Consider the following 14,759-nt stretch of genomic DNA (forward strand, 5'->3'; position numbering starts at 1 on the left):
CCGGGCGTTCACCACCCGCGTCGCCGCGGTCGCCCCGAACGCGCGGAACACCGAAGGGACATCCGGACGCACCGGGCGTCCAACTGTTCACAATCGGCACTTGGAAGCGGAGGACCGCGCACGAAAAACCGTGCGCCGCACGGTCCGAGGACCGTGCGGCGCACGGGTGTTGTCGTTCTGACCCGGTCCGCGCGGAGGCGCGCCGGGTCCGTCGTCAGTCGCCCAGTTCGAAGATCAGCTCGGTGACGGTGGCCTGGCGGCCGGGGGCGAACGAGTCCTCACTGCCGACGCGCACGAAGCCGTTGCGCTCCAGCACCCGGACGGAGCCGGCGTTGTCCTCCACGACCCGGGCCTGGATCGGACGCTCCGTCACCTCGTCGAGCAGCGCCGCGACGGCCGCCGTGGCCAAGCCCCGGCCCCACCAGTCCTTGCGGATCCAGTAGGTGAGTTCGGTGTCGCCCTCGATCGGGAAGGTGGCCACGCTGCCGACGACCTCGCCGCGGACCTCGACGACCCGGTTGACGATCGCGTCGTCGGCCAGGATCCTCCGGTACTTCTGCCGGAAGGCGTCGGCGTCGCGGGCGGTGGCGGCGTCGGTGAAGGCAGCCAAATGCTGCGCTTCCTCGTCGAGTTGGATGTCGAAGAGGACCGGAACGTCATCCTCGGTCAGGGGTCGCAGCGAGATGTCCCCGGCCACGTCGTCAGTCATCGGATCTCCGTCTCGGACGGAACGACGGGTCGTTCCACGTCAGGGCCGAGCCGAGGCTAGCACGCCGGACGGACCGCCCCGGGAGTTCCGGGGGATCCGCCGGATCCAGGGTTCCGGAGACCGGCCGGCGGCCGCCCGCAGCCCTTTTACGGGACACGCCGACCGGCCGCAGCGGCATTAGGTTGCCATGAAGGGATTCCGGCCGGACGGTCGCCCGAAGGCAATGTGGAGGTCGTCTTAATGGTGCGGCAAACCGAGCTGTTGACACCTCAGCTCTCGGACTATCTCGATTTCCTCGATCGCGGGGAGATGAGGTACCTCCCCTATCTGATGTACTTCAACAGACCGAACTACCGATCGGCGGCAATCAACACCGACCGGATCGGATTCCGGATCTCGCACGGTCCGGACGGACCGGGGTCCGTCGGCGGTGAGCGGCCCGACGGGCCGGTCCGGCTGCTCGTGGGTGGTTCGGTGTCGCTGGGCTACGGCGCCACGAGCGACGCGACCACGATCGCCTCCCGGCTCTGGACGAAGCACGCGCCGAGCCGGCCGTGGTACACCTTCGGCGCCCCGTACCTCAACTCCACCCAGGAGTTGATGCTCTTCGTGCTCCACCGGCACCTGCTGCCGCCGATCGACGAGATCGTCGTCCTCAGCGGCTTCAACACGCTGGTCATGGGACAGCTGACCGGGGTGGACGCCGGCGGCCAGGAGCCGTTCTTCTTCTGCAACGAGTACTTCGAGAAGATGCAGGAGTTGCGCGCGCGGTACGCCGAGCCGGCCAGGACCAAGCGGTGGCGGACCGGCCCGCGTCCGCCGGCACAGTCCGCGGCGCCGTCCGCGGCCCTCCCGACGACGGACAGCATGATCCGGTCCGCGGTCGACGTCACGCTGCGGAACCTCGACAGCTGGCTGGTGATGGCCGCCGCGACCGGCGCCCGGGTGAGCTTCGCCCTCCAGCCGCTCGCGACCTGGCTGCGGGAGACACCGGCGCCGCAGGAGAAGCTGCTCTTCGACGAGTTCGACCAGGCATCCGACTACGGGACCTGGGAGGAGCGCTACGGCGACGTCGGCAGCATCGCGACGGGCGCCGCCTATGTTGAGGCGCTCGGCGACGCCTGCGCGCGCAAGGGCATCCCGTTCGTCGACACGCTCTCCCGGCTCAACGCGTCCGTGAAGCCGTCCGACTGGCTCTTCGTCGACCGCGGCCACTACACCGACCAGGGCAATGACGCGGTCGCGCAGGTGCTCGCCGAGAGCCTCGAACTGACGTGACCCGACGTGACCCGACCTGACCTGACCTGACATCCGGACGCCGACCCGAAGTGAACCGAGGAGACCTCCCCGTGTCGTTCCTGCGTACGCTGCTGGCCAGGTTGCGCGGCCGCCGCAAGAAGAAGCAGAAGAAGAAGGCCGATGCCTCCATCTACCCGATGTTCTGATCAGGTGACGGGCAACGACGGGCCGACGCTGTCGGTCCGAACGGTGTTCGCGCGCGCGTGCGAGCCGGAGGACACACCGCTGCCCGACACTCTGCGGCCGGCGATCACCGACGAGTTGGACCGGGCCGGCCAGGACGGCGGTCCGCGGTGCGAACCCTCCGCTGCCGCTGCCTGGGCCGCGGCCGAACGGGCCCGCTTCACCGCGCTGTTCGCCACGGCGGAGCGCGAGGGCTGCGCGGAGGTGCTCGTCCGCCGGGCGGTGCTCGCCTGCGCGCCGCTGGCCTCGGTCTCCGGTGCCTGGCTGCAGTGGATGAGCGAGCCGGGCAACGCCGAGGAGCCGGTCGCCCTGCGGGCGCTCGCGCTGTTCGCGGCCGATGTCGGCACCGGACATCCGGGCGAGTCCCGCGGCGACGCGTACCTCGCCCTGATGCGGCACGTCCGGGTGGCCGTGCACGCGTGCCCGGCCGCCCGGCTGGCGCACGACCGCCGGATCGCCGACCCGTCCTTCCACCTGCCGGCTCTCGCCCTGGCGATGGGCCGGCGCCCGGACGCGTACCGGGGCGAGATCATCGGTCTCGACCTCTGCTTGCGGGCCGTCGGGCTGCTGCCCCCGCTCGCCGGTGTCCGGGCCCGGGGCCCGGGCACCGCGGACTGGGCCGCGCTGGACCCGGGCGGCGCGCGCGGCACGGACCGGGCGCCGGCGAGCGAGGACGCGGCAGCCCTCGCGGCCGGGTTCACCGCGGCGGCCGGAGCGGCCGGGGCGGCGGCGGTCGACCGCGGCTTCGCCTGGGCCTTCGCCGCCCTGCGGTGCTGGAGCGACGAGGTGTACCGGGAGCTCGACGCCGCTCGCGACCCGTCCTTCGAAATGGCCGAGCTGATGCGCTCCCGGGCCCGTGAGGCGTCGGCCTACCACGACCGGTTCGTCATGCGCGGGCGGCCGCTGAAGCAGTGGCTCACCGAGGCGCGCACCGACCCGGCTCCGTTCCTGGCCGCGCTCGCCGACAGCCGCCTCGTGCGGCCGGGCCGGTCCGGGGAGAGCCGGCTCACCGGCGAACTGGTGTCGGAGAACGGCCGGATGTTCCGGGTGTTCCCCGACGAGGACCTGGACGTCATCAACCGGTGGATCGACGCGCTGCCGGCCGATCCGGCCGAACGCGGGCGGCTCCGGCCGCCCGCGCACCGGCCCAGGAGCATCGGGTTCCGCACGGCCCCGGACACCGCGGGCGAGGACGACGCCGCTCCCGCCGACCTGCGGGAGGCGTACACCCGGCTGCTGCGGCGGTCGGTCACGCCGGCCACCCGGCAGTACGCGCTGCGCTACGTCGAGAAGTGGCTGGCCCGGTCCCGTCACGGCATGAGGCGGGCGGCCCAGTCGCTGCCGGCCGAGCCGCCGACGGACGGCCTGCGGCCGTGGCTGCTCGACCAGCACGACCTCCACAACAGCGAGTTCCAGGACGGCTCGAACGATCCCCTGCCGAGCCGCGCCGAACTCATCGACTCGACGCTGCAGTTGGCGCCGCTCACACTGATCGACGGCGCCTGGCTGGCCGGTCACACCGACTACCGGCTCGCCTCCGCCGAGCGCGGCCACTTCCTGTTCAACACCTACTGGGACGAACTGGGCAACGGCGAGCCGGAACTGAACCACCCGCTGATCTACCGCACCCTGTTGCGGGAGATGGGCATCGACCTGCCACCGACCCGGTCGCCGGAGTTCGCGGCCTGGCCGGCCCTCCGCGACCCGTCGTTCGAACTGCCCGTCTACTGGCTGGCGATCGGGCGGTTCCCGCGGACGTTCGAACCGGAGATCCTCGGCCTGAACCTGGCCATGGAGCTGTCCGGTGTCGGCGGCAGCTACCGCCGCGCCCGGCACGCGCTCAAGCAGTACCGCTTCAGCACCACGTTCGTCGACGTCCACAACACCATCGACAATGTCGCGACCGGACACTCCGCGTGGGCGGCGGACGCCGTCGACGGGTATCTGGCGCAGCAGGCGCCGGCAGCCCGCACGGACGCGTGGGACCGGGTCCGGACCGGGTACCGCTCGCTGAACCCGCCCTCCGGATTCTGGGCCCGCAAGGCTGCCCGTCGCGCCCGAGTGGAGGCATCCGCACATGTCTGACCTGGTTCTCGGCATCTCCGCCTACTACCACGACAGTGCCGCGGCACTGGTGTCCGACGGCCGCCCCGTGGCGGCCGCGCAGGAGGAGCGCTTCACCCGGCGCCGCCACGACCCCGCGTTCCCGGCGAACGCCGTCGGCTACTGCCTGGACGAGGTCGGCGCCACCCTCGCGGACGTGTCGGCGATCGCCTACTACGAGGACCCGGCGCTCAAGTTCCGCCGTGTCCTGGCGACCTACCTCGGCGCCGCCCCGTTCGGGCTCGCCTCGTTCCGCGACACCCTTCCCGGCTGGTGGTCGTCGAAGCGACGGGCCGCCGAGGTGGTCCGCCGCGAGCTGGAGGGGCTGGACCGCGGACGCGTGCCGGAGATCGTCTGCCGGCGGCACCACGAGTCGCACGCCGCCTCGGCGTTCTTCGCCGGCCCGTACGAATCGGCCGCCGTGCTGTGCGTCGACGGCGTCGGCGAGTGGGCGACCACCTCGATCTGGCACGGGCGGGGCACCCGGCTGGAGCCGACGGCCGAGATCCGCTTCCCGCACTCGCTCGGCCTGCTCTACTCGGCCTTCACCTACTTCTGCGGCTTCAAGGTGGACTCCGGCGAGTACAAGCTGATGGGCCTGGCGCCCTACGGCGAGCCGCGGTACGCGGCCCTGATCCGCGAGCGGTTGATCGACGTCAGGCCGGACGGGTCGTTCCGCCTGAACATGCGCTACTTCGAGTTCCTGCGCGGCCGGGTGATGACCGGTCGCGGGTTCGAGGAGCTGTTCGGCGGTCCGCGCCGGGAGCCCGAGGGCGAGCTGACCCGGCGGGAGTTCGACCTCGCCGCGTCCGTCCAACTGGTCACCGAGGAAGTCGTCCTCGAGCTCGCGCGCAGGGCCCGCGAGCTGACCGGCGAGTCCCGGCTCTGCCTGGCCGGGGGCGTGGCCCTGAACTGCGTGGCGAACGGGAGGATCATCGCCGACGGGCTGTTCGACGAGGTGTGGATCCAGCCGGCGGCCGGTGACGCCGGCGGCGCGCTGGGCGCGGCGCTCGCGGTCGCGATGGACCGGGGAGCCGGGCGGGCCCACGCGGGGACCGGGCGCGACGCGATGTCCGGGTCGCTGCTCGGACCGGCGTACGACGACGACGGGATCGCGGCCTACCTGGCCGACGCCGGTGTCCCGCACCGCCGCCTCGGACCGGAGGAACTGGCCACCGAGGTCGCGAGGTCGATCGCCGCGGGGATGGTCGTGGGCTGGTTCCAGGGCCGGATGGAGTTCGGCCCGCGGGCGCTCGGAGCACGGTCGATCCTGGGCGACGCCCGTGATCCGCGGACCCAGTCGGTCATGAACCTGAAGATCAAGTTCCGGGAGTCGTTCCGGCCGTTCGCGCCGTCCGTACTGGCCGAGGACGCCGAGGAGTTCTTCGACCTCTCCCAGGAGAGTCCGTACATGCTCGTGGTCGCGCCGGTCGCCGAGGCGGCCCGGCTGCCCGCCGGGACGGACGCCGGCCTGACCGGCATCGACCGGCTCAAGGTCGCCCGGTCGGTGATCCCCGCGGTGACGCACGTGGACCACTCGGCGCGGGTGCAGACCGTCGGGCCGCGGGACAACCCCGCCTACCACCGCCTGCTCACGGCTCTCAAGCGGGAGACCGGGAGCAGCGTCGTGGTGAACACCTCGTTCAACGTGCGCGGCGAGCCGATCGTGAACACGCCGCACGAGGCGTACACCTGCTTCATGCGGACCGACATGGACCTGCTCGTGCTCGGCGGGTTCGTGCTGCACAAGTCCGACCAGCCGGACTGGAACGAGGACGTGGACTGGCGCACCGAGGTCCCCCTCGACTGACCAGCGGCCGTCCGTCCGTCCCACACCGAAAGGGGTTCCCGATGCGCAAGGCCCTGCTCACCGTCCTGTACGTCCTGCTCGTGGTCCCGGCGGGCCTGGTCCTCCGGGTCCTGCGCGATCCGATGCGCCGGTCGATGTCCCGGCGCCGGACGAGCTACTGGGAGCGGCCGCTCACGCGGGGGTGAAGACCACCTGGTCGGCGATGGCCCGTTCGATCGCGTTCATCACGGGGAGAACCTCCTCCGGCCGCGCCACCAGGCCCTCCACCACTCCGATCGTGCCCTGGCCGCCCAGCCGCCAGTCGACCCGGTCACCGGGCTCCGCGGTCAGGACGACCGAGAGGATGTCGGGCCGGTCGGCGAGGGCGGCCAGGTCGCCCCAGGAGGCCAACCGCCAGTCGCCGACCGGCGGCATGATCTGGTAACCGAAGGCGACCGCGGTGGGCTCCCCGAGCGACACCACCGGCTGCCGGCCGACGGCGACCTCGAACGCGAGCCGGACCGCCTCCTCCCCGAACGACCGGTGCAACAGCGCGGCCGTGTACCCGCCGAGGCGGGCGTTCACCTCGATCACCACGGGCCCGTCGGCGGTGAGCTTCAGCTCGACGTCCGCCCACCCGTCCCGCACGCCGAGAGCCCGGCAGGCCGCCGCGGAGAGCGCGTGGACCTCCTCCTCGACCGGCGCGGGCAGCAGTCCGGGCAGGAAGAAGCCCCGCTCCCGGAACGGCTCCAGCAACGGCAGTCGCGAGTTGAGCACCTGGCACACCACCGTGCCGCGCCACCACAGCACCTCGACCGACACGTAGTCGCCGAGGCCGGGTCCGGCCACCGTCGGGCAGCCGACCAGCATCTCCTCGATCACGAACTCGTCGGCGTCGCCCGAGGCGAACGCGTCCGCGGTGTAGCGCACCGCGTCCTCCGGGCTGTCCAGCCGGTAGGTCTGACGGCTGGACGCCCCCCTCACCGGCTTCAGCACGGCCGGCGTGCCCACCTCGGCGAGCGCCTCCAACGCCTCCTCCGGCCCCGTCAGCAACCGGAACCGCGGCACCCGGAGCCCGGCCTCGGCGAAGCGCCGCCGCTGGGCGTGCTTGTCCGTGGCGGCGCGCACCGTTTCCTCGGAGTGGAAGCGCAGGCCGAGCCGGGAGGCCAGCCGCTGCGCGAGCGGCAGGTCGCGGTCGGAGAAGGCCACGATCCCGGCCGGCCGACGGGCGGCCAGCACCGCGGTGCCGGCCGCCTCGTCGGTCATGTCGACGACCTCGCCGACGGCCGCCAGCAGGTCGGTCAGCCCGTCCGGCGCCTCCTCGACGGGCACCGCGAACAGGAGTTCGTAGCCCTCCGCGTCGGCGGCCAGTTCGAGCGGGCTGGCGGCTCCGGCCGTGTAGACCACGATCACCGTCTCGGTCATGAGTCCACCTTCACTGGGTCGTCGTGCTCGCGGTGCGCGGGCAGCGAGCGGTAGATCTGCTCAAGGCCGCCCAGGGGGCCGCCGAGCCGTGGCAGTGCCGCGTACACCGGGTCGCGGCCGAGGATCGCGTCGATCTCGCGCAGACGCCACATCGGCGTCCGCGGGAACAGGTGGTGGACCAGGTGGAAGCCCTCGCCGTCGATCTCCCCCAGCAGGAACCGGGTGCCCCATCCGTAGACCCGGTTCCAGGACATGTGGATGTCCACCCGGGGGGCGGTCTCGATCAGCGGGAAGTGCTCCATCAGCTCGGACACCGCGCCGATCCACACCTGCGTGGTGACCAGCGGGACGAACCAGAGCAGCAGCAGCCACAGCCACCAGCCGCCCAGGACGGCCCAGGTGAGCACCCCCGCCAGCAGGACCACCCGCAACGCCCGCTCGGCGGGGTGCTCCCCCGCCGCCACGATGCGGTGGCGCAGCAGGTAGAACACGTACGAGGCGGTCGCCCTCGGCGTCACCACCGTGCGCAGGTACCGGCGCAGCGCCTTGCGGCTCAGGTCGTCCCCGCACAGCGCGTTGTCCCGGTACTGGCGGTAGTCCGGGTCGCGGTCCGGATCGCCCAGCCGGCCGTGGTGCTCGCCGAGGTGCGAGGCCCGGTAGCCGGTGTAGCTCTGCAGCACGGGGTACCCGCCGAGGACCGCCCCGATCACGCTGCCGGCCCGGCGGTCGGCCATGAACACCCGGTGCGTCGCCATGTGGAGCATGCCGGCGATGCCGCGCTGCCGACCGCCGATGAAGAACACCGCCACGAGGTACACCGGCAGCGCCAGCCACCAGGGTGCGTGCTGCCACGACAGCACCGAGACCGCGCACCAGAACGCCATCCAGGCCCAGTGCGTGACGGCCTCCAGCGGGCCGTGCCAGTTGTCGGGCCTCGACACGGCCCGAACCTCGGCCATGATGTCCGGCGCGAAGCGGTACCGCTCGGCCAGATCAGAATCAGCCACGGTCCTTCTCCTCACTCAGTCCAACTGACGCCACTCCCCAGTCAGACATCCGGGTCACCATGTCGGCAACCAGCTGAGCCTCCTGGGGCCTCAGGTAGAAGTGGTCGCCGTCGAACGCCCGCCACACCGCGGCGCCCGAGGTCGCCTCGCCCCAGGCGGCCAACTCGCCGGGCACGTCACCGCCGTCGCCCAGCCCCCCGTAGGCGGCGATCGGGGCCCTCAGCCGCACCGGTTCCTCCCGGTGGTACGTGAGGGACGCCCGGACGTCCGCCAGCAGCGCCGGCAGCACCAGCTCGCGCAGTTCCGGGTGGTCGAACACGACCGGATCCGACCAGCCGGCCTCCCGGGCCTCGGCCTCGACGGTGGCGTCGTCGAGCGCCTCCTCCGGTGGCGCGGACCGGTGCGGGGCGAGCTGGCCGGAGACGAACAGGCCGGCCGGGTCCGCGCCCGGCCCGGCCTCCAGGCGGATCGCGACCTCGTAGGCGACGAGGCCGCCCATGCTGTGCCCGAACAGGAACAGGGGCCGGTCGGTGTACGGCGCCAGCGCCTCGGCCACGGCGTCGGCGATCCGCGGGACGGACGACACCGGCGGCTCCGCCAACCGGTCCTGGCGGCCCGGGTACTGCACGGCGATCAGCTCGATCGCGGCCGGCAGCCGGTCGGACCACGGGCTGTAGACGCTGGCCGTGCCGCCGGCGTGCGGCAGGCACACGAGGCGCGCGGCCGGATCCCGGCGCGGCCGGGGCCGGCGCAGCCAGCGCGCGGTCGCGCCGGCGCTGCCCGGTGTCGAGGGTGCGGTCATCGGGGGACTCCCGTCGGTTGCGGGTCTGAGGACAGAATCCGGATGTGATTTCTTGCGAAGGGTGCGTCTGGGACGGATTCGCGATGGATAGTGCCCCGGCCGATGTGCCGATCGCGATCGGTGGGCGGCTCGACCCGGCCACCGTTCTCGGCGGCTACCGGCACGGCGCCTTCCCCATGCCGGCCGCGACGGGGGCCGACATCGAGGTGAATCACGCCCTGTACGAGGAGTCGGTGGAGTCCGGGAGAACCGTGGTGCTCGACTCGCCGCTGCCCGACCCGTACGCGCTGGCCTGGTGGTCCCCGGGGCCCCGGCCGGTCGTACCGTACGGCGGGTTGACCAAGGCTCGCAGCCTGATGAAGCTGCTGCGCAACCGGCTGCCCTGGACCACCACCGCGAACCAGGACTTCGCCCGGGTGCTCGCCGAGTGCCGCCGGGACCGCCTCCCCGAGTGGCTGACCCCCGAGCTGTGCGAGTGCATGGTCGAGCTCAACCGGCAGGGCTGGGCGCACAGCGTCGAAGTGTGGGAGGGCGACGAGCTGGTGGGTGGTGCCATCGGCATCGGCACCGGGGAGGTGTTCGTCCTGGACACCTGCTTCCACCGGCGCAGCAACGCGTCGAAGGTGGCGCTGCTCGACATGGAGCACCGGTTGGCCGGCGCCGGCGTGACGCTGCTGGACGTCGAGTGGGACAGCGAGCGGAGCCGGCGCCTCGGCGCGGAGCCGATGCCGCGCCACGCGTTCCTGGCGGCGCTGGCCCGCGGCAGCGGTCCGGTCCGGCTGGCCGACGGCGCGGAGCCGGTACGGCGCCTGGGGTACCTCCGTACGCCCGGCTAGCAGGCGTTGCCCCCAAAACAGGTGAGTGCCGTGGGTCCGGTCACGTGGTCAGGATGAACAAGGACGGTGCGTCCTCGTTCGACCATCGGGGCCGTGACAGAAACGGAGCTGAACCAGTGCCGGTCAACACCTCTGGATCCACACTCGAAACCGCGACCTCCACCGGTGTGCAGCCGTGCACACAGCCGCTCCCCGACGGGGGCGACGCGGTCGTGCAGTTGCCCCTCTCCGCCATCCGCGACGCCGACTCCCCGCGGTCCGCGGGCGTGGACCTGGAGTACGCGAGCTCCCTGGCGGAGATGGAGGCGGACCTGCCGCCGATCGTGGTGCACCGCGCGACCATGCGCGTCATCGACGGCATGCACCGGCTCACCGCCGCGCGTCTGCGCGGCGAGCGGGAGATCCGCGCGCAGCTGTTCGACGGCGACAGTCACGAGGCGTTCCTGGTCGCCGTCCGGCTCAACGTGTCGCACGGCAGGCCGTTGACGCTCGCCGATCGGCGCACCGCCGCGGTCCGGATCATCCGGAGCCATCCGCAGCTGTCGGACCGGTCGATCGCCTTCACCGCCGGGCTCGCCGCGAAGACCGTGGGCTCGCTGCGCCGCGGGATCGACGGCCCGCCGGTCGAGGCGCGCATCGGCCGTGACGGCCGGGTACGGCCGATCAACGGGGCGGCCGGCCGGCAGGCCGCGGCCGAGCTGATCGCGGTGCATCCGGAGGCGACGCTGCGCCGGATCGCCAAGGAGGCCGGTATCTCGGTGGAGACCGCGCGCAGTGTCCGGGCACGGCTGCGGGCCGGCGAGGACCCGGTGCTGGACCGGCGGACCCGTCCTGAGCTCGTCGACCGCAACGAGGACCGGCAGATGACGGTGAAGCTGCCGGAGGCCGACCCCTCCCAGGAACTGCGGGCGCTGCTGGACAGCATCCAACGGGATCCGTCGCTGCGCTACACCGAGTCCGGACGGGTGCTCCTGCGCTGGCTGGGGCCGCGCGTGCTGGTTCCCGACGAGATCCCGATGACGCTCTGCCACATCCCGCCGCACTCGCGGCTCAACCTGGGCTCCCTGGCCAGGTCCTGCGCGGCCGCCTGGATCCAGCTCGCGATGGGGCTGGAGGACGAGTACGGCAGCACCGCGGCCGGCGGGGCGTCCGGCTGAGACCGCGGCGGGAACGCGACGGGCCGGTGTCCTGGTGGACACCGGCCCGTTCTCGTGTGCTCCGGCAGTTCGAACTCGGGTCCGGCCCGCTCCGTCCGCTCAGCTCGGGTCCGGCCCGCTCGGGTCCGGCCCGCTCAGGCGGGCCGCGAGGCCGGCCACGGTCGGCGCCTCGAACAGCGTACGCAGGGCGACCGTGCGCCCGACGAGGTCCCCGACCTTGTTGACGACCGCGACCGCCAGCAGCGAGTGGCCCCCCAGCTCGAAGAAGTTGTCCCGCACTCCGACCCTCGGCACGGCCAGCACCTCCGCCAGGATCGCGGCGATGCTCTCCTCCAGCGGTGTGCCCGGCGGCTCGTACGCGGCCGCCCCCGCCCACTCCGTCTCGTCGTCCGGCCGGGGCAGCAGCGCGCGGCTGAGCTTCCCGCTCGGCGTGCACGGCAGTTCCGCCACCGTCAGATAGGCCGCCGGCACCATGTAGTCCGGCAGCCTGTCGGCGAGGAAGGCCCGCAGCTCGGCCGAGGACGGCGGGGACTGCGGGTCCGGCACGACGTACGCGACCAGGCGCCGGTCGCCGACGCCGTACCGGTGGGCGGCGACGGCGCACTCCAGCACCCGCGGGTGCCCGCTGAGGACCGCCTCGATCTCGGCGACCTCCACCCGGAACCCGCGGATCTTCACCTGGTCGTCGAACCGGCCGAGGAACTCCAGCTGCCCGCCGGCGCTCCAGCGGACCTTGTCACCGGTGCGGTACATCCGGGCTCCGACGCGGAACGGGTCGGGCAGGAACCGCTCCGCCGTCAAGTCCGGGCGGCCCAGGTATCCGCGGGCCAACGGGGTGCCGCCGACGAACAGTTCGCCGGCCACCCCCGGCGGCACCGGCCGCAGCTCGGCGTCGAGAACGTACGTCCTGGCGTTGTCGAAGGGCCGGCCGATCGGCGGCAGCGCCTGCCACCGCGCCGGATCCCCGCCGAGCCGGTGCGACGTGGCCAGGTGGACCTCGATCGGCCCGTACTGGTTGAACAGCGCGCACCCGGGCAGCCGGGTGAAGAACTCCCGGATCGCCGGGGTGGCCTGCAGCTGCTCGCCGGCCGTGAGGACCGCGCGCAGCGACGGCGGGAACCGGTCGAGGCGCACGGCCAGCTCGGCCATGCCCTGCAGGGCCACGAACGGCATGAAGACCCGCTCGACGCGCTGCGTCTCGATGACGTCGAGCAGACGCTCGAAGTCGTGCCGGACCTCTTCCTCGACCATGACCAGCGTCTCGCCCGCGGCCAGCGTGGTCATCATCTCCTGGTAGAAGATGTCGAAGCTGAGCGCCGCCCACTGCAGGGTCCGCCCGCGGCCGCCGGGGCCCTGGCGCCGCTGCCACCGCACCTGGTTGAGCAGTGCCCGGTGCGACATGGCCACGCCCTTGGGCCGGCCGGTGGACCCGGACGTGTAGAGCACCCAGGCGATGTTGGCCGGGTCGGTCAGGTCCTCCGGGCCGGTGGCGGCGGCCGAGGAGCTGAACGCCAGTACCGGGGCGGAGCCTTCCGGGCCGGCCGCACCGTCCGCCGGGCCGATCACCAGGCGCAGCGCCGCGTCCTGCGCGATCAGCTGCCGGCGCGCCTCCGGATAGGACGGGTCGATCGGGACGCAGGCACCGCCCGCCTTGAGCACCGCCAGGTTGGCGACCAGCAGGTCGAGCGAGCGGCGCAGGGCGATGCCGACCCGCTCGTCGGGACCGACGCCCAGCTCCCGCAGCTTCCGGGCCAGGGCGTTCGCCTGCTCGTCCAGTCCGCGGTAGGTCAGTTCCCGGCCCTCGAACACGGCCGCGACGGCGGTCGGGGTGGCGGCCGCCTGCCGCTCGACCACCTGGTGCAGGCAGCTGTCCTCGTCGTACCGGGCGACCGTGCCGTTCCAGAGTTCGAGCACCTCGTGCTCCTCCGCGGCCGACATCAGGGGCAGATCGTCGATCGGCAGGTCCGGCGCGGCGGCCACCCCGGCCAGCAGGGTGACCAGGTAGCCGGCCAGGCGCCGCACGGTCGAGCGCTCGAACAGCGCGGTCCGGTACTCCAGCCCGACGCTCAGCTCCCCCGTACCGCTCTCCTGCGCGAAGAGCGTGAGGTCGAACATCGCCTTGCGCTCGTCCGGCTCGATCGGGGTGACCGTCAGCCCGTCGAGCAGGTCGAACGGCTCGGCCCTCAGATAGGTGAACAGCACCTGGAACAGCGGCTGCACCGCCGTGTCCCGCTGCGGACGGAGTTCCGCGACCAGGCGGTCGAACGGCGCGTGCCGGTGCTCGTACGCCTCCAGCATCAGCGGTTGGAGCTTGCCGAGCAGTTCGACGAAGGTCGGCCGTCCGGCCAGGTCGGCCCGCAGGACGACCGGGTTGACGAAGTGGCCGATGTTGGCCTCGACGTCCGGGTGCGCCCGCCCGTCGACGATCATCCCGACGCTCACGTCGGTCTGACCGCTCCAGCGGTACAACAGCGTGTGGAAGGCCGCCAGCAGCACCATGAACGGCGTGGCGCCCCGCTGCCGGGCCAGCGCGCGCAGCCCTTCGGCCACCTCGGCCGGCACCGGCACCTCGACCGTGTCGCCGTCGAGTCCGGCGGTGGCCGCGCGGAGCCGGTCGGTCGGCAGGTCGAAGACGTGCGGCGCGTCGGCCAGTCGCCGGGTCCAGTAGTCCATGTGCCGCTTCGCCTCGGCGGCGGGCCGACCGTTCTGCCACACCGCGTAGTCGGCGTACTGCATGCTCAGTTCGGGCACGTCGGCCGGAGTGCCGGTCCGGAACGCCCGGTAGAACGTGCGCAGTTCCTCGTAGAGGTTGGCGTGCGAGGGACCGTCGAGCACCAGGTGGTACGAACGGAGGACCAGCACGTGCTCGGTCGGCGAGAAGCGGATCAGCTCGGTCCGGAAGTTCTGCGCCACGGAGATGTCGAACCGGTACTCGGCGTACATCCGCTTGCGCTCGTCCAGCCACCGCTGCTGCTCGGCCGTGGACAGCCCGGACATGTCGAGCAGGGTGAAGCGGGGGTCGCCGGGCGGCTCCACGACCTGTACGCCGACGCCGTCGCGCGCCGGGAACGCCGTGCGCAGGATCTCGTGCCGTCGCACGATCTCGGCGATCGCCGACCGCAGCGCCGCCACGTCGAGGTCGCCGGTGACGCGGTGCAGCGCCGTCTGGTTGTACGCCGCGCCCAGCACGCCCATCTGCTCCAGGAACCACATGCCCTGCTGGTGGTCGGAGAGCGGGACGGCGTCCGGCCGGGCGGCCGGGGCCGGGTCGGCGAGCATGGTGGCGATCACCTCGTCACGCCGCTCGCGGAGCGCCGCCAGCCGTTCGGCGTCGAGCGCACCGGTCGGCCGATAACGCAACTTGCCCTCCTGAAGCCAGAGTTGTACGCCGGCCACGCGCAGTTCTTCCAGGAAGTCGGAGATCGGGATCACGGGCTGCCTCTTCTCGG

General features: G+C 72.7%; 11 protein-coding genes. 6 read left to right on the forward strand and 5 right to left on the reverse strand.

Going from position 1 to position 14,759, the window contains the following annotated elements:
* Positions 1-214: 214 nt before the first annotated feature.
* Complete coding sequence (locus tag ACIQ9P_RS02580; protein WP_402348465.1) at positions 215-709, reverse strand: GNAT family N-acetyltransferase; 495 nt, start codon at positions 707-709, stop codon at positions 215-217.
* A gap of 309 nt (positions 710-1,018) precedes the next feature.
* Between ACIQ9P_RS02580 and ACIQ9P_RS02585 the strand changes: the two genes are divergently transcribed.
* From ACIQ9P_RS02585 to ACIQ9P_RS02600, 4 genes are all read left to right on the forward strand, one after another.
* Complete coding sequence (locus ACIQ9P_RS02585) at positions 1,019-1,987, forward strand: Inducer of phenazine A (protein ID WP_402348468.1); 969 nt, start codon at positions 1,019-1,021, stop codon at positions 1,985-1,987.
* A 171-nt stretch (positions 1,988-2,158) separates the two neighbouring features.
* Positions 2,159-4,276 carry an iron-containing redox enzyme family protein gene (locus tag ACIQ9P_RS02590; protein ID WP_402348471.1) on the forward strand — a complete coding sequence of 706 codons (2,118 nt, stop codon included), beginning with the start codon at positions 2,159-2,161 and terminating at the stop codon, positions 4,274-4,276.
* Positions 4,269-6,104: a carbamoyltransferase gene (locus tag ACIQ9P_RS02595; protein ID WP_402348473.1), complete on the forward strand. Its 1,836-nt coding sequence runs from the start codon at positions 4,269-4,271 to the stop codon at positions 6,102-6,104. The genes ACIQ9P_RS02590 and ACIQ9P_RS02595 overlap by 8 nt, the downstream gene beginning before the upstream one ends.
* A gap of 41 nt (positions 6,105-6,145) precedes the next feature.
* Positions 6,146-6,289 carry a hypothetical protein gene (locus tag ACIQ9P_RS02600; protein ID WP_402348475.1) on the forward strand — a complete coding sequence of 48 codons (144 nt, stop codon included), beginning with the start codon at positions 6,146-6,148 and terminating at the stop codon, positions 6,287-6,289.
* Here the strand turns inward: ACIQ9P_RS02600 and ACIQ9P_RS02605 are convergent.
* Genes ACIQ9P_RS02605 through ACIQ9P_RS02615 form a run of 3 tightly spaced genes read right to left on the reverse strand, consistent with a single transcriptional unit; the run spans position 6,276 to position 9,317 of the window.
* Positions 6,276-7,508 (reverse strand): acetyl-CoA carboxylase biotin carboxylase subunit family protein, encoded by a 1,233-nt coding sequence (locus ACIQ9P_RS02605; protein WP_402348478.1) that lies wholly within the window; start codon positions 7,506-7,508, stop codon positions 6,276-6,278. The genes ACIQ9P_RS02600 and ACIQ9P_RS02605 overlap by 14 nt on opposite strands.
* Positions 7,505-8,515, reverse strand: coding sequence for a fatty acid desaturase (locus ACIQ9P_RS02610; protein WP_402348481.1), 1,011 nt, complete (start codon positions 8,513-8,515; stop codon positions 7,505-7,507). Before ACIQ9P_RS02610 ends, ACIQ9P_RS02605 begins: the two co-directional genes overlap by 4 nt.
* Entirely contained in the window at positions 8,508-9,317 is an 810-nt protein-coding gene (locus tag ACIQ9P_RS02615) for a thioesterase II family protein (protein WP_402348484.1), read from the reverse strand. The genes ACIQ9P_RS02610 and ACIQ9P_RS02615 overlap by 8 nt, the downstream gene beginning before the upstream one ends.
* Positions 9,318-9,400: 83 nt before the next feature.
* Between ACIQ9P_RS02615 and ACIQ9P_RS02620 the strand changes: the two genes are divergently transcribed.
* A complete protein-coding gene (locus tag ACIQ9P_RS02620; protein ID WP_402348487.1) occupies positions 9,401-10,153 on the forward strand; it encodes a leucyl/phenylalanyl-tRNA--protein transferase in 753 nt (250 codons plus the stop codon).
* 212 nt (positions 10,154-10,365) lie between these two features.
* On the forward strand, positions 10,366-11,310 hold the full coding sequence (locus tag ACIQ9P_RS02625; protein ID WP_402348490.1) for a ParB N-terminal domain-containing protein: 945 nt from the start codon (positions 10,366-10,368) through the stop codon (positions 11,308-11,310).
* Between the two features lie 99 nt (positions 11,311-11,409).
* Here the strand turns inward: ACIQ9P_RS02625 and ACIQ9P_RS02630 are convergent, their stop codons facing one another.
* Positions 11,410-14,742 carry an amino acid adenylation domain-containing protein gene (locus ACIQ9P_RS02630; protein WP_402348493.1) on the reverse strand — a complete coding sequence of 1,111 codons (3,333 nt, stop codon included), beginning with the start codon at positions 14,740-14,742 and terminating at the stop codon, positions 11,410-11,412.
* Positions 14,743-14,759: the final 17 nt, after the last annotated feature.

This window comes from Kitasatospora sp. NPDC094019 (genome assembly GCF_044764505.1).
Taxonomy (GTDB): domain Bacteria; phylum Actinomycetota; class Actinomycetes; order Streptomycetales; family Streptomycetaceae; genus Kitasatospora.

Coding starts and splice junctions, on each gene's coding strand:
- ACIQ9P_RS02580 (WP_402348465.1), bottom strand. CDS start 709: ATGACTGACGACGTGGCCGGGGACATCTCGCTGCGACCCCTGACCGAG.
- ACIQ9P_RS02585 (WP_402348468.1), top strand. CDS start 1,019: ATGAGGTACCTCCCCTATCTGATGTACTTCAACAGACCGAACTACCGA.
- ACIQ9P_RS02595 (WP_402348473.1), top strand. CDS start 4,269: ATGTCTGACCTGGTTCTCGGCATCTCCGCCTACTACCACGACAGTGCC.
- ACIQ9P_RS02600 (WP_402348475.1), top strand. CDS start 6,146: ATGCGCAAGGCCCTGCTCACCGTCCTGTACGTCCTGCTCGTGGTCCCG.
- ACIQ9P_RS02605 (WP_402348478.1), bottom strand. CDS start 7,508: ATGACCGAGACGGTGATCGTGGTCTACACGGCCGGAGCCGCCAGCCCG.
- ACIQ9P_RS02615 (WP_402348484.1), bottom strand. CDS start 9,317: ATGACCGCACCCTCGACACCGGGCAGCGCCGGCGCGACCGCGCGCTGG.
- ACIQ9P_RS02620 (WP_402348487.1), top strand. CDS start 9,401: ATGGATAGTGCCCCGGCCGATGTGCCGATCGCGATCGGTGGGCGGCTC.